The organism is Mycolicibacter sinensis (assembly GCF_001673565.1).
In the GTDB taxonomy this organism is placed as follows: Bacteria; Actinomycetota; Actinomycetes; order Mycobacteriales; family Mycobacteriaceae; genus Mycobacterium; species Mycobacterium sinense_C.
On record NZ_LZMF01000115.1, the window covers coordinates 1 to 23,516 of the forward strand.

Here is a 23,516-nt window from a genome sequence, read left to right on the forward strand (position 1 = left end):
GCCCTGGTCGACCAGGCGATCGACGGTGGGTTCGAGGATCTCGTAGGGCACCCGCAGGTTCTTGCCGATGTCACTGAGCCGTGCCGTACGGAAAACTTCGGCGTAGCGGTAGATGCGCAGCACCGTCCACAGCCCGGCGACATCGAGTTCGCAGTCCTCCCGCATCGCGATGCTGCGCAGCCGCACCCCGGGTGCGTTGCGCAGCAGCCGCCCGATCGCGGTCTCCAGCAGTTCGTCCGACGATGCGGTGGTGGGCATGCCGAAGCCGTCGCCGAGGTCGACGGCGCTGTCATGCAGCTCCTTGAGCGGGACCTCGCGCAGGAACAGCGCCAGCACGAACCCGAGCAGCGCGACCGGCGCGGCCCACAAGAACACCTGGCCGAGGGAGTCGGCGTAGGCCTGCACGATCGGCGCCGCCTGCTCCGGGGAGAGCCGGTGCAGCGCTTCGGGCGAGGCGGCCGCGTCGGGAGCCAGCCCGGCGGTGCGTAGCGCGGAACCGAGGCGGTCGTCGAGGAAGTTGACGAACAGCGACCCGAAGACAGCGGCCCCGAACGAACTGCCGATGGTCCGGAAGAACGTGACCCCGGCGGTGGCGACCCCCAGGTCGGCGAAGCTCGAGGTGTTCTGCACGACCAGGACCAGCACCTGCATCGACAGCCCGATCCCGGCGCCCAGGATGAGCAGGTACAGCGACTGCAGCAGCGCCGGGGTGGCGGCGTCCATCTGTGACATCAGCCCGAACGCGATCGTCATCAGGGCGGTGCCGAGCACCGGAAAGATCTTGTACCGGCCGGTCCGGCCGACCAGGGTGCCACTACCGGTGGACATCACCAGCATGCCCACCACCATCGGCAGCGTGCGCAGTCCCGAGGTGGTCGCCGAGACACCGTCGACGTACTGCATGAAGGTGGGCAGGAAGGTCAGCGCTCCCAGCATGGCGAAGCCGACCACGAACGCCAGCACACAGCACACCGCGAACACCGGTTCGGCGAAGAGCCGGGTCGGCAGGATCGGGGCCGCGGCCCGGGTTTCCACCCGGGCGAACAGCGCCAGCGCCACCACCGATCCGGCGAACAACGCGATGATCGTCGGCGACCCCCAGCTGTACCGGGTGCCGCCCCAGCTGGTGGCCAGCGTCAGTCCGGTGGCGCCCAGGCCGATCAGGACGATCCCGGCGTAGTCGATGACGGGCTTGGCCCGGCCGGCCAGCGCCGGGATCGCCGCCCCGGCCACCAGCATCACGACCACCGAGATCGGCACGTTGATCCAGAACGCCCACCGCCAGCTCAGGTAGTCGGTGAAGTAACCACCCAGCAGCGGACCGATCACGGTGGTGACGCCGAAGACCGCGCCCAGCATGCCCTGGTAGCGGCCTCGTTCGCGCAGCGGAATGACTTCCCCGATCAGCGCCGCGGCGGTCACGGTGATCGCGCCTCCGCCGATGCCCTGCAGCGCTCGGGCACCGACCAGCATCTCCATCGACGCGGACCACCCGCACAGCACCGACCCGGCGACGAAGCACACCACCGCGGTCTGGAACACCAGTTTGCGGCCGAACAGGTCGCCGAGCTTGCCGGCCAAAATCGTCGCGATGGTCGAGGTCAGCAGGTAGCTGGTGACCACCCAGGACTGATGGCCGGCGTTGCCCAGATCCGAGACGATGGTCGGCAGCGCGGTCGCGACGATGGTCTGGTCGAGCGCGGCCATCAACAGGCCGAACACGATCGCCAAGAAGATCAGGTTGCGGCGCTGCGGGCTGACCGGCTCGGGCCGCACATCGTCTGCGACCTGCGTCGCATCGGTCATTCTTGCCTTCCCGTCGCGGTCCGTGCGGACGGGCCCCCGCCGCTACCCTGACGACGGCGGGCGGGAGACACACTGCGCCGCGTACAGCGCCTCGCCCAGCTTGTCCATCAGCTCCAGTTGAGTTTCCAGGTGGTCGATGTGGGACTCCTCGTCGGCGAGGATGGTCTCCAGAATCTTGGCTGTGGTGCTGTCCTGCTTGTCGCGGCACATGACGATGCCCGGGCGTAGCCGGTTGAGCACGTCGATCTCCAGTGCCAGGTCGCTTTCGAACTGTTCGCGCAGGGTCTGCCCGATACGCAGCGAGCCGATGCGCTGGTAGTTCGGCAGGCCCCCGAGCACCAAAATCCGGTCGGTCACCGTCTCGGCGTGGCGCATCTCTTCCATCGACTCTTCGCGGGTGTGGCCGGCCAGCTCGGTGAAACCCCAGTTGTCCTGCATCTTGGCGTGCAGAAAGTACTGGTTGATCGCGGTGAGCTCACTGGTCAGCTGCTCGTTGAGCAGTTTCAGAACCTCGGGGTCGCCTTGCATGATCACTCCTCTGGGTGTGAAGAACCTCGCATGCCCCCGCGCCGTCTGGGGCTTGATCATCGCCGTAACGCGCCGAACTCAATCTAGTGCAGGTCACCGGCCACGGTGCGGTGTTTACCCGTGTCTCGGCGCGTCGAATCGGCGCATCGGCATCGGGCCCGGCGGAAAGCGGATCGCGGTGCGGCCCTGCGGGATGCGCTCAACTTAGGTTAGACTCTACTAACATGAGACTTGCTTCGCCTGGCCGACGTGTCGGCATCTCGGGCGGTTGCATGTCGCAGCGCAACGATCCGCATTCGCTGGTGCTGGCGCTGGACTACCGCGTCGACGACATCGATCGCACCTGGGCGCTGATTCGCGACGACCACACCCCGCTGCTGGGGCTCGGAGCCCGCCATGCGGTGCTCTACACCTCGGTGTCCGAACCCGACCGGGTGCTGGTGACGATCGGCCTGCGACACCGGATATCGGTCAAGGAGCTGCTGCGCTCCCCCGCCGTCTTCGAGTGGTTCGACCGCTCCGGGGTCAACGACCTGCCGGCGATCTTCGCCGGCGAGGTCACCGAGAAGATCAACCTCGACGAGCCCGGCCCCGAGGAGCCCGATTCACGGGGCGGTTCAGAGGTGATCGTCGGCGTGGTGTCCACCGTCGGCGACCCCGCGGACCTGATGGCAAAGGTGCATCGCGGACTGGATCGGTTCGCCGGCGCGGGCGTGCGCAAAGTGTGGGTGTATCAGGCCGTCGACGACGGAAACGAGGTGATGACGCTGTTGGAGATCGACAACGCGGCAAGCGCACAGCGCTGGATTGACCACCCGGACACCGCTGCGGAGTGGATGGCCGGCGTGGGTGTCGGCGGCTATCCCGGACCGTTCGTCGGAAAGTTCGCTGCCGCAATCGATCTGATGGCGCCTGCGGGCGGCGGTCAGTAGGGGTATAGCCATGTATGTCTGCCTTTGTGTCGGAGCCACCAATCAGATGGTGTCCGATGCCGTCGCGGCCGGCGCGTCGACGTCGAAAGAGGTCGCCGCGATGTGCGGTGCCGGCGGCGACTGCGGCCGGTGCCGGTGCACGGTCCGCGGCATCATCGAAGCCACCCTGGCCGCGGCGCCCTCAGGTCCGGTCAACGGCTCGCTGCGGCACCTCGCACTGGACATCACGCCGGTCGGATCCCGCTGATCAGCGGTTCTGTCGCCGCCCGGTGAACTCAGCCAGCGCGTCGGCGTTGGCTTGGGCGCCCATCAGTTCGGCGAACAGCGCGTTCTCCCGCGCGGTGGCCGCGGCCACCTGATCGCGGCCCGGTGCGACCATGGTGGCCTTGACCGCCTTCAGACTTGAAATCGGCCGGGAGGCAAGCACTTCGGCGTGCCGGCGCGCCTCGTCGAGCAGCGCTTCCGGTTCGCACACCTTCCAGACCAGGCCCATGCGCAGCGCCTCCTCGGCATCCACCCATTCCGAGGACATCAGCAGCCAGGCCGCGTTCTGCCGACCGATCAATTGCGGAAGCAGGTAGGACGACCCGGCTTCCGGCGCGACTCCAAGGCTGGTGAACGGGCACTTCAACCGTGCCGTCGCGGACATGAACACCAGATCGGCATAACCGAGGATGGTGGCGCCGATGCCCAGGCCGATGCCGTTGACCGCGCAGATCAGCGGTTTGGGAAAGGCCGCCAGGGCGTCGACCAGCCCGGTGAAACCGTACTTGCCGGGGGTGAACTGCGGGTCGCTGATCCGGGCCTGCATCTCGTTGAGGTCGGTGCCGGCACTGAAGGAGCGCCCAGCGCCGGTCAATAGCACGACGGCGACCTCCGGGTCGTCGGCGGCGGCCAGCAGCGCCTCGGCGGTGGCGTCGTACAGCGCCTCGTCGAACGCGTTGAGCGCGTCGGGGCGGTTCAACGTACACGTCCGGACCCGGTTCTCGTCCTCGATCTTCAGAATCACCCGTGCAGCCTAAACCGTGCTCGAACGGAGGGAGGTAGCCCTTACTGGACCCGGTCGACCTGGTGCCGCGCGGCGATCACGTCGCCGATGATGCCCGCCAACCGCCGGTAGGGCTCTCCACGCCCGCTGGAGGTGCGGAACACCAGCCCGATCCGCCGGCCGGGGCGGGGCGGGGCGAACTGGGCCAGCGCCAGCCCGCTGCGCTCGACTTCCACCGCTACCGCCGTCTGCGGAATCAACGTCACCCCCAGGCCACCGGTCACACACTGCACCGCGGTCGCCAGCGATGCCGCGCGGGTGTTGGCCAACTGGGCCCGCACCCCGGCATTGCGGCAGATGTCCAGGGCCTGGTCGCGCAGGCAGTGCCCTTCGTCGAGCAGCAGCAGCGGCAGGTCCGCCAGGGCGGTCGGCGGTACCCGGCGCTTACCTGCCAGCGCATGCCCCGGCGGCAGCGCCAACACGAAATCCTCGTCATATATCGGGATTTCCGACATTCCGGAGGCTTCGGCCGGCAGGGCGAGCAGCGCGGCATCCACTGCTCCCTCACGCAGCCCGGTGAGCAACCTCTCGGTCTGGTCTTCGATCACCCGCAGGTTCAGTTCCGGCAGGCTTTCCGGCAACCCGGCCAGCACCGCGGGCAGCACGTACGGCGCCACAGTCGGGATCAGGCCGAGCCGCATGGTGCCCTGCAGCGGGTCGGCGACGCCGGCGGCCGCAGCCGTGAAGCGCGCCGCTGCGTCGAGCACGGCGTGGGCATGTCCCAGCAACTGCTGGCCCTCCGCGGTCAGGAAGACCCGCCGGGTGGACCGCTCGATCAGCTGGATGCCCAAGCCGGACTCCAGTGACGACACGGCTTGCGACAACGTCGACTGGCTCAGGCCCAGACCGGCTGCCGCGAGACTGAAGTGGTGCTTCTCGGCGACCGCGGCGAAGGCCCGCAGTCCCGCCAGCGTCGGCTGATAATTTGTATCGGTCATGCCGATAATTATAGTGCGAAGTATCACCTTTTATTTTTAATTGCGATAGGGCAGTATGGAGCGTGCGGCGCTGAAGCGACCCGAGCGCCCGGAATTCTCACACAACGACGCACACAACGAGGAGTGTCATGGCACTGCTGACCATCGGCGACCAGTTCCCGTCCTACCGGCTCAAGGCCGTTGTTCCCGGCGACCTGACCCAGGTCGATGCCAAGAAGCCGGACGACTACTTCACCACTGTCACCAGCGACGACCACCCCGGCAAGTGGCGGGTGGTGTTCTTCTGGCCCAAGGACTTCACCTTCGTCTGCCCCACCGAGATCGCCGCCTTCGGCAAGCTGAACGATGAGTTCGCCGACCGCGACGCCCAGGTGCTCGGCGCGTCCATCGACAACGAGTTCGTGCACTTCCAGTGGCGCGCGCAGCACGAGGACCTCAAGACGCTGCCGTTCCCGATGCTCTCGGACCTCAAGCGCGAGCTGATCGAGGCGACCGGTGCGCTCAACGCCGACGGCGTGGCCGACCGGGCCACCTTCATCGTCGACCCCAACAACGAGATCCAGTTCGTGTCGGTCACGGCCGGCTCGGTGGGCCGCAACGTCGACGAGGTGCTGCGCGTGCTCGACGCGCTGCAGTCCGACGAGTTGTGCGCCTGCAACTGGAAGAAGGGCGACCCGACGATCAACGCCGGCGAGCTGCTCAAAGAATCGGTCTGATCGGGGCCCGGTGCAGCGTGCCGGCGACGAGAAGGAATAGCGCCATATGAGTATCGAGAATCTCAAGAACGCGGTCCCGGAATTCGCCAAGGACCTCAAGCTCAACCTGGGTTCGATCGCTCGCACCACCGCTCTGAACGAGGAGCAGCTCTGGGGCAGCCTGTTGGCCAGCGCCGCGGCGACGCGTAACGCCACGGTGCTGGCCGAGATCAGCGCCGAAGCCGCGGACAACCTCTCGGCGGAGGCCTACCAGGCCGCCCTGGGTGCGGCGTCGATCATGGGTATGAACAACGTGTTCTACCGTGGCCGGCACTTCTTGGACGGCGCCTACGACGACCTGCGGCCCGGATTGCGGATGAACATCATCGGCAACCCGGGAGTCGACAAGGCCACGTTCGAGCTGTGGAGTTTCGCAGTCTCGGCGATCAACGGCTGCCAGGCCTGCGTCGCCTCGCACGAGCAGGTGGTGCGCGAGGCGGGTGTGGACCGCGAGGCGGTGCTGGAGGCACTCAAGGTCGCCTCGATCGTGGCGGGGGTGGCCCAGGCCATCTTCGCCGCCGACGCGCTACCGGCCGCCTCGTCCTAGCGAGTCCCGATCGGCGCGCGCCGGGCATTGCCCGGCGCGCGCCGTAGACTCCGGTCGTATGGCACTCAGCGACGCCGACCGTGAGTATCTGGCCCGCTGCGTGGAATTGGCGGGCGTGGCCTTGGAACGCGGCGACGATCCGTTCGGCTCGATGCTGGTCGGCGCCGACGGGACCGTGCTCTTCGAGGACCGCAACCGGGCCGGCGAGGGCGATCCCACCCGCCATCCCGAGTTCGCCATCGCTCAGTGGGCGGTGGCCCACCTGTCGCCGGACCGGCGTATCCGGTCCACCGTCTACACCTCCGGTGAGCACTGCGCGATGTGCGCGGCGGCCCACGCGTGGGTCGGATTGGGCCGGATCGTCTACGCGTCGTCGGCGGCCCAATTGACCGAGTGGCTGACCGAGCTGCACGCGCCGGCCGCGCCGGTGGCTCCGCTGCCGATCACCGCCGTCGCACCCAACCTGGTGGTCGACGGACCGGCACCGGAATTCGAAGAAGACTTGAAGGCGCTGTTTCGCGCCCGCTACCCGCGCCGCGGCGGCTCCGAGTCGGATCCGTCAAGTCGGTCCACGGTCACCGGATCCTCCGCTCCACCGAAATAGCGGTCCAGCACCGCGCGGAAGTCGCTGCAGTGTTCACCGGTGCAGGCCCGGGCGAACAACGTCATGCACGAGCGCAGTTTGAGGTCATCGGGCCGGCCCATAATCTCCTGGATCGATCGACCCCGCACTGCGTCGACCAGCCGCGCGCATTCATGCAGCCGCGGGCCGAGCAGCTCGTGATCCAGGTAGGCGCGGGCTTCCGCGAGCGACGCGATGCCGTAGCGCTGCGCCATCGCGCTGCTGCCCAGCCCGGCCAACTGCGGAAAGATGAACCACATCCAGTGGCTGCGCTTGCGGCCGTCCCGCAGCTCGGCGACCACGGTGTCGTAAACCGTTGCTTGCGCCTCGACGAAGCGCTGCAGTCTGAACGGATCGGGATGATTCGCCATGGGATCAACCGTGGCACAGTTCGAGGATGCAACGACGGTTTCCCCGCGTCCGTGATCTCGCGCCGCTGATCCGCTTCCGCCGGCCCAGGCTCAATCGCACCGCGCAGCGCCTGGATGCCGCGCTGACCGTCGAAGATCTGCGCCGCATCGCCAAACGGCGCACCCCCAAGGCCGCCTTCGACTACACCGACGGTGCCGCCGAAGACGAAATCTCGCTCGACCGGGCCCGACAAGCCTTCCGCGATGTCGAGTTTCATCCGGCGATCCTGCGCGATGTCTCAGCCGTCGACACCAGCCGCGAGGTCCTCGGGGCGCCGGTGGCATTGCCTTTCGCGATCGCACCCACCGGATTCACCCGGCTGATGCACACCGCAGGCGAGCTTGGCGGCGCCCGGGCCGCCGAGGCCGCCGGCATCCCCTTTTCGCTGTCGACCCTGGGCACCGCCTCGATCGAAGAGGTGGCGGCGGCCGCTCCCGAGGTCCGCCGCTGGTTTCAGCTCTACATGTGGCGCGACCGCGACCGGTCGATGGCGCTGCTGGGCCGCGCCGCCGCTGCCGGCTACGACACCCTGCTGGCAACGGTGGACTGCCCGGTCGCCGGGGCCCGACGCCGCGACACCCGCAACGGCATGACCATCCCCCCGGCGCTGACGCTGCGCACGGTGGCCGACGCCGCCGTCCACCCGGGCTGGTGGTTCGATCTGCTGACCACCGAGCCGCTGGCCTTCGCGTCGCTGGACCGGTGGTCGGGCACCGTCGCGCAGTACATGGACAGCATGTTCGACCCGAGTATGACCTTCGACGACCTGGCCTGGGTCAGGTCCCAGTGGCCGGGCCGGTTCGTCGTCAAAGGCATCCAGACCCTTGCCGACGCCCGCGCCGTCGTCGATCTCGGTGTCGACGGCATCGTGTTGTCCAATCACGGCGGCCGGCAGCTCGACCGGGCGCCGGTGCCGTTCGCACTGCTGCCGCAGGTAGCGCGCGAGGTCGGGACCGACACCGAGATTCTGCTGGATACCGGAATCATGTCCGGCGCCGATATTGTCGCGGCGATTGCCCTGGGCGCGCGCTGCACGTTGATCGGCCGGGCCTACCTGTACGGCCTGATGGCCGGCGGGCAGGCCGGGGTCCAGCGCGTCATCGACATCCTCGCCGAGCAGATCCGGCGCACCATGCGGCTGCTGGGGGTCAGCGAACTCGCGGAACTGTCGCCGCAGCACGTCACTCAACTGCAACGGCTGGTTCCGCTGCGCTAGCGGACCATGTCGGGTTTGCTGCCGCGACCACAGCGGGTATCCCTCGGCGGTGCAGAACGAGAAAGAACTGGTACGCCGGCTACTGCGGCGTGCGGGTAAGACCTATGCGCAGGAGGCCGGCATCCGGCTGCGTAATCAGCCGATGCCGCTGTTTCAGCTGCTGACCCTGTGCATGCTTGCCAGCAAGCCGATCGACGCCGCGATCGCGGCCCGGGCGGCGCATGAACTGTTCAAAAGCGGTCTGCGCACTCCGCACAAAGTCCTCGAGGCCGATCGCCGCACCATGATCGAGGCGATGGGCCGCGCCCATTACCGCCGCTACGACGAGAGTTCGGCCACTCGGCTGGCCGAGCTCGCCGAAGCCGTGCAGCAGGAATACCGCGGCGACCTGCGTCTGCTGGCCGAGCGCAGCGGCCGCCGTGCCGATGACGCCCTGAAGCTGCTCAAGGACTTCAAAGGCATCGGTGACACCGGCGCCAGCATCTTCCTTCGGGAAGTCCAAGACGTCTGGCCCTGGGCTCGGTCCACCTTCGACCACCTCGCGCTGGCCGCCGCTCGCGATCTCGGATTACCCGCTACTGCAAGCGAACTCGGCACCCTGTCGCATGGCCGCAATGCCGAGCTCGCGGCGGCGCTGGTGCGCTACTCCCTCGACGCCGACGTGCGCGAGCGGCTCGCCGATTGACCCTACACGCCGCCGTAATCGCCGGTAGGGTGGCCGATGACGTCGCGTAGAGCGGAGGATCTCGTGTCGGCATCAACCTCACTCGTGATCGTCGGCGGCGGCCGGGCCGGCGCCAAGGCCGCCGAAGCGTTGCGCGCCAAGAACTTCGACGGAACGATCGTGCTTCTCGCCGAGGAGCAGCAGCTTCCCTACGAGCGCCCGCCGCTGTCCAAGGAGTTCCTGGCCGGCAAGAAGACTCTCGGCGACTTCACCGTGCACCCGCAGGACTGGTACCGCGAGCACGACGTCGAGCTGCGGACAGGTGCTCGCGCGGTGAGCTTGGATCCGGCCGGTCACACCGTCGGACTGGCCGACGGCACCAGCCTGAGCTACGACAAGCTGCTGTTGGCCACGGGTTCGCGATCACGGCGGGTGCCGATCCCAGGCGCCGACGCCCGCGGGGTGCATTACCTTCGCACCGTCGATGACGCGGCCGCACTGGATTCCGCATTGGCCGCCGGTTCCTCCCTGGCGGTGGTGGGCGCCGGCTGGATCGGCATGGAGGTGGCCGCCAGTGCCCGGCAGCGCGGAGTCGACGTGACGGTGGTGGAGACCGCCGAACTGCCACTGTTGGCCAGCCTGGGCGCCGAGAACGGCGCCGTCTTCGCCGCCCTGCACCGCGAACATGGCGTCGACCTGCGCTTGGGATCGGCCGTCGCGGAGATCACCACGGCCGACGGTGCCGCCACCGGTCTGCGCCTGGGCGACGGCTCGCAGATCAACGCGAGCGCTGTGCTGGTCGCCGTCGGCGCCCAGCCCAACATCGAATTGGCCCAACAGGCCGGCCTTGCCACCGGCGGCGGTGGTGTGCTGGTGGATGCCGGTTTGCGCAGCAGCGACCCCGACATCTACGCGGTCGGTGACATCGCGGCCGCACAGCATCCCCTGCTGGGGACCCGGATCCGCACCGAACACTGGGCGAACGCCCTCAAGCAGCCGGTGGTCGCGGCGGCCGGCATGCTCGGCGAGTCGGGCGAATACGCCGAGCTGCCTTACTTTTTCACCGACCAGTACGACCTCGGCATGGAATACGTCGGACACGCGCCCGAGTACGCCCGCGTGGTGTTCCGTGGCGACACCGACGGCCGCGAGTTCACCAGCTTCTGGCTCGGCGACGACAACCGGGTGCTGGCCGGGATGAACGTCAACATCTGGGAAGGCCTCGACGACATCAAAGCCCTGATCGCGGCGCAGCGGCCCGTCGACCCCGACCGGCTGGCCGATCCCGGGACACCGCTGGGTGACCTGTCCGCCTGAGTCTCGGCGCTAATGCAGCGTCGCGGTGCCGTCGTCGTGGAAACGCACGGCGGCTCCGGCGATGTCCTCGCGCACGCTTGCTTCGGCGGTGTCGGGGTCGCGGATCACCGCCAGACTGCGGGCGCCCTCGGACGTCCGGACCGCTACGAACACCTGCTGGGGCCGCCCGTCACGGTCGAACGGTGTCGTCCAGGACTCCACCGCACCGGTCCCCTGCCCGCTCACGATCGCCGGGCGGGTGGGTAGTGCATCGACGGCGGATTGCACGTCCTCCCAACGGAAACCGCGTTCGGGCGGCTCGGTCCCGTACACCCCGAAGCTGTGCTTGGTCAGGTAGCCGCCGTTGGCGCTGATCAAGCCGCGCCGGCCGGGGTTGGCGACCAGCAGCTCAGCCAGGGTGGCGATCGAATGCATCACGTAGTTGTTCCACGGCCCGCCCGCGAAGGTCAGGCCCCCGGTCACCGTCAGCGATCGATCGGGATCGTCGGTGGGCAAGCCGAGTTCGGCCGCGGCCACCTGAACCGCCGACGGGAAACACGAATACAGGTCCAGATAATCGATCTCGGCTATGACCTCGGCACCGGCCAGCTCCAGCGCCCGCGTGCCCGCGGTCCGGATGGCCGGAGAGCGGTGCAGCTCAGCCCGTTCGGCGATCGCGTAGGTGTCGTGGGCATCGGTACCGGCCTGCGGGAAAACCCAGCGCTCCGAGGGGATCCCCAGCTCGCGGGCGGCCTGCACCGAGGTGAGCACCAGCGCGGCAGCCTGGTCGACCATATTGTTGGAGTTCATCAATTTGGTGTAGGGCCAGCTGATCATCCGGTTCTTCGGCCCGGGCTGGCAGATCTCGTCGGCACCGACGGGTTGACGGATCCAGGCGTGCGGGTTGTCGACGGCGACCGCATTGAACCGCGACCACAGCTCACCGATGCGCCGGCGATGGGCGTCGACCGTCTCCCCCGCGGCGATACGCAGCGCCTGCTCGAACAATGGGTAAACGTAAGCGGGCCGGTCCAAGCCGATGCGTTCCTCGGCCGGACCCGACATGGGCACGTCCTGGCCCTCGCATTCGGCCATCGGGACGGTTTCGTCCTGCCGGGTCCAGGCCAGTTTGCCGCCGGCGGCCCGTAGCCGGGTTCGGGTGCGCCACATCTCGCCGCCGGCCAGCAACACCACGCCGGCGCGGCCGGTTTGGATATCCAGGCAGGCCCGGTTGACCAGCGACTGCGGCACATTGCCGCCCACCGGGCTGTAGCGGGTGGCCGGGTGATCGGCGCCGATCCGCTGGGCCAGCAGCAGACCCGGATCGCGGTAGCGCGCCGAGAACAGGTTGACCACGCGGATCGAGTCGACGGTGCGCAGCACCCGGTCATCGGCGGCCCGGCGCGCCGCGGCCGCCATCAGATCGACGGGTTCGACCGGGTCGGCGTGGTCGGGATGATTGATCTGGCCGTAGCCGATCAGCACCGGTGTCCGGGGGTCGACGGGCATGGGCGTAAGACTAACCGGGGGCGAACTGGTCGCCGGCGAACAGCACGCCGGCGGCGATCAACCGCTCGGTCTCGTCCTCGTCGAGGCCGAGCACACTGCCGCAGATCGCGCGGGTGTCCTGCCCGGGCAGCGGAGCGGGCCGTTGCCGGGCCGGCGGGATGTGGCGGAACGGTGCAGGCCCGGTTTCAGCGGGCAACGGGTGCTCGATCAGCGGATGGGTCATGTCGGCGAACACCGCGCGGTGGGCCAGTTGCGGATCCTCGGCGATGTCGGGCGGCCGGTTCATCGGAGCGGCCGCCACCCCGGCCGCCTGCAGCAGCTGCCCGACGTCGGCCGGTGTGCGCCCGGCGGTGTGCCGAGCCAACTGCTCCACCAACTCCGCGCGGTGCGTGACGCGGGCCGCACCGGTGCTGAAGCGTGGATCGGACGCCAACCCCGCGTCGCCGAAAGCCGCTGCGAGACTGCGCCACTCGTCGTCGCCGCGGAGCGAGATCACGCACCATTCGTCATCGCCGGAGCACGGGCAGACCAGGTCCACCGCGGTATCCGGTTGTACCGACGCTCCCGCGGCCCGTGCGACGTAGCAGCTGTCGAGCTGGTTGACGGCGGCCTCGGCCTGCGAGACGTGGACGTGGGCTCCGGCACCGCTGCGCCGGGCGGCGATCAGCGCGGCCAGCGCACCGATCGCGGTGACCCGTGCGACCACGTGGTCGGGGAAGACGGTGGTCGCGTCATAGAACGGATGGCGTCCGCTATCCGCCGGCCCCTCCGGGGCGGTCCACAACGCGGTGACCCCGGTGGTGGCGCGCACCAGCGGGCCGTAGCCCATCCGGTCGCTCCACGGCCCGGTCTCCCCGAACGCGCTGCTCTCGGCCAACACCACCCGCGGGTTGAGACCCCGCAGCGTGTCGTAGGAAATCCCAAGGGCGCCAAGTGTTCCCGGTTTGAAGTTGGCGAACACCGCATCAGCGGCGCCCACCAGACGCCCGAAGATCTCCTTGCCGGCCGGGCTGCGCAGGTCCAGGCCGAAGCCCAAGTTGTTGCGGTGCGTCCAGGCGAACGACTCGCTCATCGCCGATCCGGCGCGGGTCTGCCGCAGGCCGTCGGGGTAGGCCGCGCTCTCCACCTTGATGACCTCGGCGCCCAGGTCGCCGAAGAGCCGGCTGGTTTCGCCGCCGGCCACGATGACCCCCAGGTCGACGATCCGGATTCCGTCGAACGGCCGGGAACCGATCGCGGCGTCCGGCGCGGGGCCGACCGTGGGGCGGGCTCGCCAGCTGGTGCTCATGTCCCCGGGAACCGGCGCCGGGTTCCGGAAGCCGGCTCGGTGATCATCGATCACGTAGTAGCCGGTCGGGATCAGCGCGGACAGCCCCGGGGCCAGTTCGGCCTCGGTCGCGGCCCCGGCCGCCGCGAAGTGCTCACCTGCCAGTACCTGCGCCGGTTCCCCTACCGCGGCGATCGGCACGCCGCGGGCTTGGCCGGCCGCGACCAGCGCGGCCATGTCCTGGTCGGCGACCAGCTTGCGGACCAGCACGCTGATCTGCGGCCAGACGGCGAACCGCTCACCGATCACGCCGAATCGGGGGTCGGCGTACTCGGCCGGCTCCCCCAGCCAGGACCACAGGGCACGCCACTGGCGCGGCGACATCACGCACAACCGGACATAGCCGTCCCGGCACGAATAGATCGGGTAGGCGTCCTGGTTGCGGGGCCGCCCGCGCCAGCGGCTCGCCCCGCGCCGGGCCGCGGCGACCTGGCCCTGCGCACCGAACATCGGGTCGAGCACGGTGACCACCGCGTCGAAGCGGGAGAAGTCGATGTAATCGCCGGTGCCGCACCGTAATCGGTTGAAGTAGGCGACCAGCACAGCCCAGGCGGCCTGGACCGCCGCGGTCGCCGAGGCGATTCCGTCCGGCGGCAGCACCGGCGTTCCGCTGGTGGGCCCGGAGCGCGACAGCGCGCCGGAGAGGCCGTAGAGCACCGCGTCGGTCGCCTGCCAGGGCGCCCGCGGCCCGCTGGTCCCGAAGTCGGTGACCGACATCGTCACCAGGTGACCGAACCGGTCGGCCAGCTCCGCACACGAGGGAAAGTCGGCGATGCGGCCCGGCCGGCCGCTGTCCACCACAATGTCGGCGGTGGCCGCCAGCTCGTCGAACCGGTGGCGGTGCGCCTCGACGGCCGGATCCAGGGTGACGCTGCGCTTGTTGGCGTTGTGCAGGGCGAACGAGATGCTCACGCCGCCCAGCAGCGGCGGAGCGGTGCGCGCCGGACTGCCGCCGGGCGGCTCCACTTTGAGCACGTCGGCGCCCAGGTCGGCGAGCAGCCGGGTGACCGCGTCAGCGTCACCACCGGCCAGATCAAGGACGCGAACCGATTCCAGCAGCACGTGGCCAGGGTAATGAACGGTTGCCGCGGTTCGGCTTCGACGCGGACAATCGCAGAGATGAGTGCAGAGACCACGACGCCGGCACCGGCCACGCTCTCCGACGACGAACTGGCACGCATCGACGCCTATTGGCGGGCCGCCAATTATCTGTCGGTGGGCCAGATCTATCTGCTGGACAACCCACTGTTGACCGAGCCGCTGGCCGCCGAGCATGTCAAGCCGCGGCTACTGGGGCACTGGGGTACCACCCCCGGGCTGAATCTGGTCTATGCCCACCTCAACCGGATCATCCGCGACCGCGACGCCGACGTCATCTTCGTCACCGGCCCCGGCCACGGCGGCCCGGCGCTGGTCGCCAACGCCTACCTGGAAGGCACCTACAGCCAGGTCTACACCGGCATCGGGGAGAACGCCGACGGCCTGCGAAAATTGTTCCGGCAGTTCTCATTTCCCGGTGGGATACCCAGCCACGTCGCCGCCGAGACGCCGGGTTCCATCCATGAGGGCGGCGAACTCGGCTACGCGCTGGTGCACGCGTTCGGGGCGGCCTTCGACAACCCCGACCTGGTGGTGGCCTGTGTCATCGGCGACGGCGAGGCCGAGACCGGGCCGCTGGCGGCCAGCTGGCATTCGAACAAATTCCTCAACCCCGCCGTCGACGGCGCGGTACTGCCCATCCTGCATCTCAACGGCTACAAAATCGCCAATCCGACCGTGCTGGCCCGGATCCCACAATCAGAGTTGGAGGCGCTGCTGCGCGGTTACGGATACCGGCCGATCACCGTCGCCGGCGACGACCCGGCCGTCGTGCACCGACTGCTCGCCGCCGCGCTCGACGATGCGTTCGACGACATCGCGACGATCCGGCGAACCGCGCGCGCCCACGACTCGACGACGCGGCCGGTATGGCCGATGATCGTGCTGCGCACACCCAAGGGCTGGACCGGCCCGGCGGTCGTGGACGGCAAACAGGTCGAGGGCAGCTGGCGGTCGCATCAGGTGCCGCTCGCGCAGACCCGCACCGACCCCGAGCACCGCAGACAGCTGGAGGAATGGCTGCGCAGCTACCGCCCGGCGGAACTGTTCGAGGAGTCCGGCCGGCTGCGGCCCGAGCTGGCGGCACTGTCGCCGCGCGGCAATCGCCGGATGAGTGCCAATCCGCATGCCAACGGCGGGCTGCTGCTGCGCGACCTGGACCTGCCGGACTTCCGCGACTACGCCGTGCCGGTGCCCCGGCCGGCCACCGAGGTCCACGAGGCCACCCGGGTGCTGGGGGCGTTCCTGCGCGACGTCATCGACCGCAACCGCGACCGATTCCGGTTGATGGGTCCCGACGAAACGGCCTCCAATCGCCTCTCGGCGGTGTTCGAGACGACCGATCGGGTCTGGCTGTCGGCGACCGAGCCCGGCGATGACCACATCGCCCCCGAGGGCCGGGTGCTCGAGGTGCTGTCGGAACACCTGTGCCAGGGCTGGCTGGAGGGCTACCTGTTGACCGGCCGGCACGGGCTGTTCAACTGCTACGAGGCGTTCGTGCACATCGTCGACTCGATGTTCAACCAGCACGCGAAGTGGCTGGCCGTGAGCCGCGAGCTGCCGTGGCGGCGGCCGATCGCCTCGCTGAACTATCTGCTGACCTCCCACGTCTGGCGCCAGGACCACAACGGGGCATCGCACCAGGACCCGGGCTTCATCGATCTGGTGGCCAACAAGCGCCCCGAGGTGGTGCGGGTCTACCTACCGCCGGACGGCAACACCCTGCTGTCGGTGGCCGACCATTGCCTGCGCAGCCGCAACTACGTCAACGTGATCGTCGCCGGCAAGCAGCCGGCGCTGGCCTACCTGGACATGGCCCAGGCGGTGGCGCACTGCACCCGGGGACTGGGCATCTGGGACTGGGCCGGCACCGCTACCGGCGAGCCGGACGTGGTGCTGGCCTGTGCCGGCGACGTCCCGACGCTGGAGACACTGGCTGCCGCCGACATCCTGCGTCGGGAGCTACCCAACCTTGCCGTTCGGGTGGTCAACGTGGTGGACATCATGCGGTTGCAGCCTGCGACCGAGCATCCACATGGCTTGCCGGACAACGAGTTCGACGCTCTGTTCACCCGCGACAAGCCGGTGATCTTCGCCTATCACGGCTACGCCTGGCTGATCCACCGGCTCACCTATCGGCGGACGAACCACGACCAGATGCACGTGCGCGGCTACCGAGAGCGCGGCACCACCACGACACCGTTCGACATGGTGATGCTCAACGACCTGGATCGCTTCCATCTGGTGATGGACGTCCTCGATCGGGTGCCGGGCCTGGGGGAACGTAGCGCGGTACTGCGCCAGCAGATGGCCGACGCCCGGCTGGCCGCCCGGCTCTACACCCGCGAGCACGGCGAGGACGATCCGCGCATCACCGACTGGACGTGGCGAACGGGGGTGGCCGGCACCGACGGCGAGATAAGGTGACGCCCATGACTGCTCACCCGTCACCGGTCCGGACGCCCCGCAAGGCGATGTCGCTGCTGAGCGGCGTCCTTCTGGCAGCGGCCGCCCTCGCCGGCGTCCCGTCGGCCGGCGCTACCCCGGATCACACCAAGGTGCCGGTGCGCTACGACCTGAGCGGCACCGGCGTCGCCGGGTATGTCACCTATCAGACCCAGAACGGTCAGGCGCACGCCACCAACGTCCCGCTGCCGTGGTCGATCCAGTTGACCGGCTCGATGACGAACGCGGCCAGCCCCGCCTCCTACTCGCTGAGCGCCCAGAGCGCCGGCCCGGGAGCGCTGAGCTGCACCGTCACCGTCAAGGGAAAGGTGGTCGCCCAGAACAGCGCGACCGGCAACCCGGCCCGGGTGCTGTGCGAGACCCACGGGCCCCGATAACACCGGCCGAATCCTTCGGGACGACACCGAGGCCGAGCCGCGGGTAGAATCCGGGACCAATGCCTGGCCACGATTTCGCGGCACCCGGGGGGCGGCATCCAGTGGTGTCCCAACTCTCGGCGCTGCACCAGTTTCGCGCCTTCGTCGACGTCGCCGTCGTCGTGGTGGTCTTGGCGCTGGCCAATCTGGTAGCGCATTTCACCACGCCCTGGGCGGCTGTCGCCACGGTCCCCGCCACCGCCGTCGGCCTGGTGGTTTTGGTCCGCTGCAACGGTCTGAGCTGGGCCGAGCTCGGCCTGGGCCGGGCGCATTGGAAATCCGGGGTCGGTTACGCCGCGGCCGCGGTGCTGGTGGTGGTGTCGGTGATCGTCGTCGGCGCCATGCTGCCCTGGACCCGGCCGATGTTCCTGAACAACCACTACGCCACCGTCTCCGGCGCTGTGGTGGCCTCGATGCTGGTCATCCCGCTGCAGACCGTCATCCCCGAGGAGTTGGCGTTCCGCGGCGCGCTGCACGGTGCGTTGCATCGGGCCTGGGGTTTCCGCGGTGTCGCCGCGGCTGGCTCGCTGCTGTTCGGGTTGTGGCATGTCGCCACTTCGCTGGGGCTGACCAGCAGCAACGTCGGCTTCACCCGGCTGTTCGGGGGCGGGTTTCTGGGCATGGTGGCCGGCGTACTGCTGGCGGTGCTGGCCACCGGGGCGGCCGGTTTCGTGTTCAGCTGGCTCCGCCGGCGCAGCGGCAGCCTCATCGCCCCGATTGCGCTGCACTGGTCGCTCAACGGAGTCGGCGCGCTGGCCGCCGCCCTGGTGTGGCAGCTGTCGGCCTGAGCGGTTCAGCGCTTCACGCCAATAGCACCGCCGCACCGGCGATCCGCCCCGCCGCCAGATCTGCCAGCGCTCGGTCCGCTTCACCCAGCGGATACTCCGGCGTGGTCACCTCGATGTGGTGTTCGGCCGCGAAGGCGAGGAACTCGCGAGCGTCGGCGCGGGTGTTCGAGGTCACCGATCGGATCTGGCGTTCCCGGAACAGGTGGCGCTGGTAGTTCAGCGGCGGGATGTCGCTGAGGTGGATCCCGGCGATCGCGCAGGTGCCGCCGGCATCCAGAGCCTGGCAGACCGCCGGCACCAGGTCGCCGACCGGCGCGAACAGGATCGCGGAGTCCAGCGGCACCGGCGGCGGGTCGGTCGGCCCCTGCGCTGAGGCCGCACCCAACTCCAGCGCCAACTCCCGGGCGCGGAGGCCGCGGGTCATCACGTGCACTTCGGCGCCGCGGGCGAGCGCGACCTGCGCGGTGATGTGCGCGCTGCCGCCGAAGCCGTAGATTCCGAGCCGGCCGCCGGGCGGCAGGTCGGCACGTAGCAGCGAGCGGTAGCCGATGATGCCCGCGCACAGCAGCGGCGCCAATTCGCTGTCGCTGTAGCCGGCGGGCAGATGATGGGCGAACGCCGCAGGGACGGTTACGAAGTCGGCGTAGCCGCCGTCGTCGTCCCAACCGGTGTAGCGCGACTGCGGGCAAAGGTTCTCATCGCCCCGGCGGCAGTAGCGGCAGGAACCACAGGTGTGGCGCAGCCAGGCGATTCCGACTCGGTCCCCCACAGCGAAGTCGTCGCCGGCTTCAGCGCCGACCTCGACGACCTCGCCTACCACCTCGTGACCCGGCGTCACCTCGGGGCGGTGTACCGGTAGGTCACCTTCGACGACGTGCAGATCCGTGCGGCACACCCCGCAGGCGCGAACCGCCACAAGCAGTTCCGATGGTTGTGGCCGAGGCATGGCGGTGCTGACCCGGCGCAGTGGCGCGTCGGCGATGGGGCCGGGTCGCTGCACCCGCCAGGCCATCATGGTCATGCCGAAGTCCTGCGCGTCCATGACGACATTCTGCGCGCGGCGCCCGGCCGACCGGTCAGCGTTTACGCACCAGTCCGAGCAGCCACAGCAGCAGGATCGACCCCAGCGTCGCGGTGAACAGGGTGAACCACCAGCCGCCGGATGCGGTGTCGAAGGCGAAGCTCAGCAGGAACCCGCCGAGCAACGCGCCGCATATCCCGATGAATATGTTCACCAGGATGCCCGAGGCGCCACCCCTGACGACTTTGCCGGCGATCCATCCGGCGATCGCGCCGATGATGATGTAACCGATCCAGCCGACGCTGGTCAACGTCGTCGAGCGTTCCGCGAGGAACCCCGTCGCCGCCAGGACATCCCATTGTGCGGTCATGCCGCCAGGTTAGCTGGTCGGGGGCCGCCAAGGCGGCGACTGCGACCGGCCGACGGTCATGCCGCCGGAGCGGCCGGCCCTGATCCGGACTCCGGAACACCCGCCGGCGGGGGCGCCTGACCCGGGCCGCCGGGGACGGCACCGGGCGCCGGCTCAGCCGGGGCCGCGCCCAGTGGGCGGATGGACTCCGTCAGCGCCTTGGCCGCGCCCCGGTCCACCGGGTTGTTGGCGGTGCCCAGCCACACCACGAACCACCGCTCGGCCTGGGCGCCGGTGCCGCCGTCCGCCGGCGGGACGCCGATCACGCCGCTCCAGATCTGGCCGACCGGCTTGGCGGGGTCGGTGAACTTGACCTCGTAGTAGGAGGCGCTGCCGGTCAGATCACCCCCGGCCAGTGGGACGCTCTCCTGGTTGGCGCGAGTCCCGGGAAAGGGCAGGAAGAACTCGCCCATGTCCGATCCGAGTCGGGTGGCGGCCTTGGCGTTGTCGGTCTCGGCGCTGGCGTAGAGCCGCTGGTCCAGCTTGCCGAGCACGATCCGGGTGTCGTTGGCCACCGGCGCCGGCTGCCCGGGCAGCATCGGCTCGCCGGTCTTCTTGCTCAGCAGCGAGGAGCCGTATTCGAGGTGGCTGGTGTCGGATTGGACCCAGCCGGCCGGCAGGACGTAGCTGAATCCGCCGGCCGCGTCATCGACCCTGCCCACCTCGGGTGCGCCCGGCTCGGCGACCGGCGGCGGGGCGTTCGAGTCGCCCGGCGGCGGCGTATTGGCGTCAGCCGGCGGCGTGTGGGCGTCCGCCGGTGGAGCGTCGGCACCTGCCGACGGCGACGGCGGCGGCGCTGGGACCGGGTCCGCGTAGGCCGGAGCCGCCAAGGCGAAGGCCAGCACACCGGCGGTCGCGGCGGCCCACGTCGTCGCGGCTACCGCACGAATGCCCTTGTGGGCCGTTGAGGTCACGTCCACCTGCTTCATGGCAGAAAAACTACCGCCTCCGCACCGGTACGCAAGTTAATCCACGCCGGGGTGTGTCGCGCGCAGCGTCACTTCCTGCGCCTTGACGCCGAACCAGACGACCTCACCCGGTGTCAGCCTCAGCTCGGCGGCGGCGTCGGCGGTGATGTCGGCGGCCAGTCCCGGCGCTCCGTCCGGCTGGTCGAGCCCGCGGACCTGGATCGCGCTGCCGCGGGCCTGCAGTTCGGCAACCGTGACCTCGACGAGGTTTCGCGGGCTGCCGTGCGCCGGAGGCTGCCGATACACCGCAACCGCTCGCGGTGTGCTGACTGCGACCGCCGGCCGGCCGGCGGCCAGTCCGTCATCGGCGGTTCCCTGCCACTGATCCCCCCACTGGGTGCGCAGCATGCCGTCGCTGTCGATCACCCCGGCCACCAGATTGAATCCGGCGATGCGCGCGCCGAATCGGCTGCGGGGCGCGGCGAGTACCTCGGCGGTACTGCCGATCTCCGCGACCCGGCCGGACTCGAGCACCAGGACCCGATCGGCCAGCCCGAACACGTCCAGCAGGTCGTGGGTGACCAGCACCGTGGTGCGGCGCCCGGTGGTGATGACGTCCCGCAATACGCTGCGCACCGCGGCCGCCGCGGCCACATCGAGCCCGGCCAGCGGTTCATCGAGCAGCAGTACCTCGGGTTCGGCGGCCAGGGCCCGGGCGATCGCCACCCGCTGCGCCTGTCCGCCGGAGAGCCGCCGCGGCCTGCGATCGGCCAGCTCCGCGGCATCCACTGCGCGCAGCCACGCGGTCGCCGCCGCCCGGCCGCGCCGGCGGCGGCCGAAGCGGCGCCGGCTGTGCGGGCCGAACGCCACGTTGGCCGCCACACTCAGGTGCGGGAACAGCAGCGGGTCCTGCAGCAACAGGCCGACCCGGCGGTCCTGGGTGGCGACGTGCACGCCGCCCGCGGTGTCGGTCAGCACCCGATCACCGACGCGCACCACACCCGTGTCGGGCCGCAGCAGCCCGGCAATTACGTGCAGCAGAGAGGATTTGCCGGCGCCGTTGGGCCCGAGCACGGCCAGCACCTCACCCGGCGCGACGGTCACCCGGACATCCAGGCCGCGCTCGGCCAGCACCGCGTGCAGCGTGAGCCCGTCCGCCATGGCGGTCACCAGACGCCGGCCAGCCGGCGAGCGCCCAGGCCCAGCACCACCACCGCGGCCACCGCCACCAACAGCAGCGACATCGCCGCCGCGGCGTCGGCGTCGGTCACCCGCTGCAAATAGATCGCCAGCGGCAGCGTCCGGGTGACGCCCTCGCGGGAGCCCGCGAACGTCAGCGTCGCGCCGAACTCGCCCAGCGACCGCGCGAACGCCAACACCGCACCCGAGATCAGGCCCGGTGTCAGCAGCGGCAACGTCACCCGCCACCACACGGTGCTCGGCCGGGCCCCCAGGGTGGCGGCCACCACCTCGTAGTCGGCGCCGGCGGTGCGGGCCGCGCCCTCCAGCGCGATCACCAGGAACGGCAGCGACACGAAGGTCTGCGCCAGCACCACCGCGGTGGTGGTGAACGCGATGTGGATCCCGGCCGCCTCCAGGTGCCGTCCCAGCAGCCCGAGCCGCCCGAATGCGTACAGCAGCGCGATGCCGCCCACCACCGGCGGCAACACCAGCGGCAGCAGCGCCAGCGGGCGCAACACCCGCACCACCCGCGCCCGGCTGCGCGCCAGCACCAGCGCCATCGGCACGCCGAGCACGATGCAGAACGCGGTACTGGCCGCGGCGGTCTTGAGGCTGAGCAGCAGCGCCGTCATCGAGGACGGACTGGTGATCAGCGTCCAGAAATGCGGCCAGTCGACCCGGACCGCGATCGCCACCAGGGGCAGCACCACGAACGCAGCGCCGATCGCGGCGGGCACATAGACCCAGCCCGGCAGGTCGTTGGGCCGGTGCACCGGCTCAGGGCTTGCCGAAGCCGGCCGCGTGCAGGATCTTCTGCCCCGCCGCGCCGGTCACCAGGTCGACGAATTGTTTGGCCGGGCCGGGTTGCGCAGCGTCTTTGAGCACCCCGACCGGGTAGGTGTTGACCGCCCCGGCCGCCTCCGGAAACTCGACGGTGGCGACTTTCTCGCCGGCGTTGATCGCGTCGGTGCGGTAGACCACACCGGCGTCGGCCTGGCCGGTGGTGACCTTGTTGAGCACGTCGGTGACGTCGGGTTCCTCGCTGACCGGGTTCACCCGCACTCCGGTGGCATCCTCGACCTGGTGGGTCGCCGCCCCGCACGGTACCGGCGGTTGGCACATCACCACGGTCAGGCCGGGCGCGGCCAGATCGGCGAAGGACCGCACCGCGTGCGGGTTTTCGGGGGCGGTGACGATCACCAGCGTGTTGGTGGCGAACGGCACCGCCTCGCCGTCCAGCAGGCCGGATTGGGCGACCTTGTCCATCTGGGCGGTGTTGGCCGAGGCGAACACGTCGGCGCGCGCACCCTGGGTCAGCTGGGTGGCCAGGTCCGAGGATCCGGCGAAGTTGAACTCCACCGCTACCCCGGGATGATCGGTTTTGAACTGCTCGGCGATCTCGGTGAACGCCGGGCGCAGTGACGCCGCCGCGAACACGGTGATCGACGGCGTGGCGGGGCCGGAGCTACACCCGGTCAGGCCTGTCAGTCCCCCCGCCAACATGACCACTACCGCACCGGAGACCGCCCGGGTTCGCCACATGCCTCGCACTTTAGACGGTATGGGGGGCTGGGGCCTCACTCACATGTGAACGTGGGTTGCCGACAGGAAATGGGTCCTGGCCGGTAG

24 protein-coding genes and 1 pseudogene are annotated in these 23,516 nt (G+C 69.7%); 11 read left to right on the forward strand and 14 right to left on the reverse strand.

Annotation, left to right across the window (positions count from 1 at the left end; genetic code table 11):
* Together A5648_RS16050 and bfr are read right to left on the reverse strand one after the other, a co-directional pair.
* On the reverse strand, nucleotides 1-1,806 hold a 1,806-nt coding region (locus A5648_RS16050; RefSeq protein ID WP_065025499.1), incomplete at its 3' end, for an MDR family MFS transporter.
* A 42-nt stretch (nucleotides 1,807-1,848) separates the two neighbouring features.
* Complete coding sequence (gene bfr, locus A5648_RS16055; RefSeq protein ID WP_065025519.1) at nucleotides 1,849-2,334, reverse strand: bacterioferritin; 486 nt, start codon at nucleotides 2,332-2,334, stop codon at nucleotides 1,849-1,851.
* A 272-nt stretch (nucleotides 2,335-2,606) separates the two neighbouring features.
* Between bfr and A5648_RS16060 the strand changes: the two genes are divergently transcribed.
* The gene (locus tag A5648_RS16060; protein ID WP_065025500.1) at nucleotides 2,607-3,266 is read left to right on the forward strand and encodes a fatty-acid--CoA ligase; all 660 of its coding nucleotides are present in this window, start codon (nucleotides 2,607-2,609) and stop codon (nucleotides 3,264-3,266) included.
* Between the two features lie 10 nt (nucleotides 3,267-3,276).
* Complete coding sequence (locus A5648_RS16065) at nucleotides 3,277-3,513, forward strand: (2Fe-2S)-binding protein (RefSeq protein WP_065025501.1); 237 nt, start codon at nucleotides 3,277-3,279, stop codon at nucleotides 3,511-3,513.
* On the opposite strand, the gene A5648_RS16070 is transcribed toward A5648_RS16065, so the two are convergent.
* Nucleotides 3,514-4,275: an enoyl-CoA hydratase/isomerase family protein gene (locus tag A5648_RS16070; protein WP_065025502.1), complete on the reverse strand. Its 762-nt coding sequence runs from the start codon at nucleotides 4,273-4,275 to the stop codon at nucleotides 3,514-3,516.
* A 41-nt stretch (nucleotides 4,276-4,316) separates the two neighbouring features.
* Nucleotides 4,317-5,252, reverse strand: coding sequence for a hydrogen peroxide-inducible genes activator (locus A5648_RS16075; RefSeq protein ID WP_065025503.1), 936 nt, complete (start codon nucleotides 5,250-5,252; stop codon nucleotides 4,317-4,319).
* Nucleotides 5,253-5,380: 128 nt separating this feature from the next.
* On the opposite strand from A5648_RS16075, the gene A5648_RS16080 reads away from it, so the two are divergent.
* Genes A5648_RS16080 through A5648_RS16090 form a run of 3 tightly spaced genes read left to right on the forward strand, consistent with a single transcriptional unit; the run spans nucleotide 5,381 to nucleotide 7,158 of the window.
* Nucleotides 5,381-5,968, forward strand: coding sequence for a peroxiredoxin (locus A5648_RS16080; RefSeq protein WP_065025504.1), 588 nt, complete (start codon nucleotides 5,381-5,383; stop codon nucleotides 5,966-5,968).
* 46 nt (nucleotides 5,969-6,014) lie between these two features.
* Nucleotides 6,015-6,554, forward strand: coding sequence for a carboxymuconolactone decarboxylase family protein (locus A5648_RS16085; protein ID WP_065025505.1), 540 nt, complete (start codon nucleotides 6,015-6,017; stop codon nucleotides 6,552-6,554).
* A gap of 58 nt (nucleotides 6,555-6,612) precedes the next feature.
* Nucleotides 6,613-7,158, forward strand: coding sequence for a deaminase (locus tag A5648_RS16090; protein WP_082966531.1), 546 nt, complete (start codon nucleotides 6,613-6,615; stop codon nucleotides 7,156-7,158).
* Here the strand turns inward: A5648_RS16090 and A5648_RS16095 are convergent.
* A complete protein-coding gene (locus A5648_RS16095) occupies nucleotides 7,080-7,547 on the reverse strand; it encodes a DUF1810 domain-containing protein (protein WP_065025506.1) in 468 nt (155 codons plus the stop codon). The two genes, A5648_RS16090 and A5648_RS16095, sit on opposite strands and share 79 nt — an antisense overlap.
* Nucleotides 7,548-7,573: 26 nt before the next feature.
* On the opposite strand from A5648_RS16095, the gene A5648_RS16100 reads away from it, so the two are divergent.
* From A5648_RS16100 to A5648_RS16110, 3 genes are all read left to right on the forward strand, one after another.
* On the forward strand, nucleotides 7,574-8,803 hold the full coding sequence (locus A5648_RS16100; protein ID WP_065025507.1) for an alpha-hydroxy acid oxidase: 1,230 nt from the start codon (nucleotides 7,574-7,576) through the stop codon (nucleotides 8,801-8,803).
* A gap of 49 nt (nucleotides 8,804-8,852) precedes the next feature.
* Nucleotides 8,853-9,488 (forward strand): endonuclease, encoded by a 636-nt coding sequence (locus tag A5648_RS16105; RefSeq protein WP_065025508.1) that lies wholly within the window; start codon nucleotides 8,853-8,855, stop codon nucleotides 9,486-9,488.
* 63 nt (nucleotides 9,489-9,551) lie between these two features.
* On the forward strand, nucleotides 9,552-10,784 hold the full coding sequence (locus A5648_RS16110; RefSeq protein WP_065025509.1) for an NAD(P)/FAD-dependent oxidoreductase: 1,233 nt from the start codon (nucleotides 9,552-9,554) through the stop codon (nucleotides 10,782-10,784).
* A gap of 9 nt (nucleotides 10,785-10,793) precedes the next feature.
* Here A5648_RS16110 and A5648_RS16115 read toward each other — a convergent pair whose 3' ends face one another.
* Together A5648_RS16115 and A5648_RS16120 are read right to left on the reverse strand one after the other, a co-directional pair.
* Nucleotides 10,794-12,272, reverse strand: a complete 1,479-nt coding sequence (locus A5648_RS16115) for an acetyl-CoA acetyltransferase (protein ID WP_065025510.1) — start codon at nucleotides 12,270-12,272, stop codon at nucleotides 10,794-10,796.
* 10 nt (nucleotides 12,273-12,282) lie between these two features.
* On the reverse strand, nucleotides 12,283-14,661 hold the full coding sequence (locus A5648_RS16120) for a CaiB/BaiF CoA-transferase family protein (RefSeq protein WP_065025511.1): 2,379 nt from the start codon (nucleotides 14,659-14,661) through the stop codon (nucleotides 12,283-12,285).
* Nucleotides 14,662-14,718: 57 nt separating this feature from the next.
* Here A5648_RS16120 and A5648_RS16125 point away from each other — a divergent pair, with 57 nt between their 5' ends.
* The 3 genes from A5648_RS16125 to A5648_RS16135 are packed head-to-tail and all read left to right on the forward strand — an operon-like array spanning nucleotide 14,719 to nucleotide 18,367.
* The gene (locus tag A5648_RS16125; RefSeq protein WP_065025520.1) at nucleotides 14,719-17,124 is read left to right on the forward strand and encodes a phosphoketolase family protein; all 2,406 of its coding nucleotides are present in this window, start codon (nucleotides 14,719-14,721) and stop codon (nucleotides 17,122-17,124) included.
* Between the two features lie 5 nt (nucleotides 17,125-17,129).
* Entirely contained in the window at nucleotides 17,130-17,540 is a 411-nt protein-coding gene (locus A5648_RS16130) for an MmpS family transport accessory protein (RefSeq protein WP_082966532.1), read from the forward strand.
* 59 nt (nucleotides 17,541-17,599) lie between these two features.
* Nucleotides 17,600-18,367 carry a CPBP family intramembrane glutamic endopeptidase gene (locus tag A5648_RS16135; RefSeq protein ID WP_065025513.1) on the forward strand — a complete coding sequence of 256 codons (768 nt, stop codon included), beginning with the start codon at nucleotides 17,600-17,602 and terminating at the stop codon, nucleotides 18,365-18,367.
* A gap of 13 nt (nucleotides 18,368-18,380) precedes the next feature.
* Here the strand turns inward: A5648_RS16135 and A5648_RS16140 are convergent, their stop codons facing one another.
* From A5648_RS16140 to modA, 7 genes and pseudogenes are all read right to left on the reverse strand, one after another.
* Nucleotides 18,381-19,409 carry a zinc-binding alcohol dehydrogenase family protein gene (locus tag A5648_RS16140; RefSeq protein ID WP_065025514.1) on the reverse strand — a complete coding sequence of 343 codons (1,029 nt, stop codon included), beginning with the start codon at nucleotides 19,407-19,409 and terminating at the stop codon, nucleotides 18,381-18,383.
* Between the two features lie 34 nt (nucleotides 19,410-19,443).
* On the reverse strand, nucleotides 19,444-19,758 hold the full coding sequence (locus tag A5648_RS16145) for a GlsB/YeaQ/YmgE family stress response membrane protein (RefSeq protein WP_065025515.1): 315 nt from the start codon (nucleotides 19,756-19,758) through the stop codon (nucleotides 19,444-19,446).
* Nucleotides 19,759-19,814: 56 nt separating this feature from the next.
* Nucleotides 19,815-20,726, reverse strand: coding sequence for an APA family fibronectin-binding glycoprotein (locus A5648_RS16150; protein ID WP_065025516.1), 912 nt, complete (start codon nucleotides 20,724-20,726; stop codon nucleotides 19,815-19,817).
* 36 nt (nucleotides 20,727-20,762) lie between these two features.
* Nucleotides 20,763-21,113, reverse strand: a complete 351-nt coding sequence (locus A5648_RS25115) for a TOBE domain-containing protein (protein WP_428844346.1) — start codon at nucleotides 21,111-21,113, stop codon at nucleotides 20,763-20,765.
* 315 nt (nucleotides 21,114-21,428) lie between these two features.
* Nucleotides 21,429-21,809: pseudogene (locus A5648_RS25120) on the reverse strand (ATP-binding cassette domain-containing protein); the annotation flags it as partial.
* 62 nt (nucleotides 21,810-21,871) lie between these two features.
* The gene (locus A5648_RS16160; protein WP_065025517.1) at nucleotides 21,872-22,660 is read right to left on the reverse strand and encodes an ABC transporter permease; all 789 of its coding nucleotides are present in this window, start codon (nucleotides 22,658-22,660) and stop codon (nucleotides 21,872-21,874) included.
* Nucleotides 22,661-22,664: 4 nt separating this feature from the next.
* Nucleotides 22,665-23,429 (reverse strand): molybdate ABC transporter substrate-binding protein, encoded by a 765-nt coding sequence (modA, locus tag A5648_RS16165; protein ID WP_065025518.1) that lies wholly within the window; start codon nucleotides 23,427-23,429, stop codon nucleotides 22,665-22,667.
* Nucleotides 23,430-23,516 lie beyond the last annotated feature (87 nt).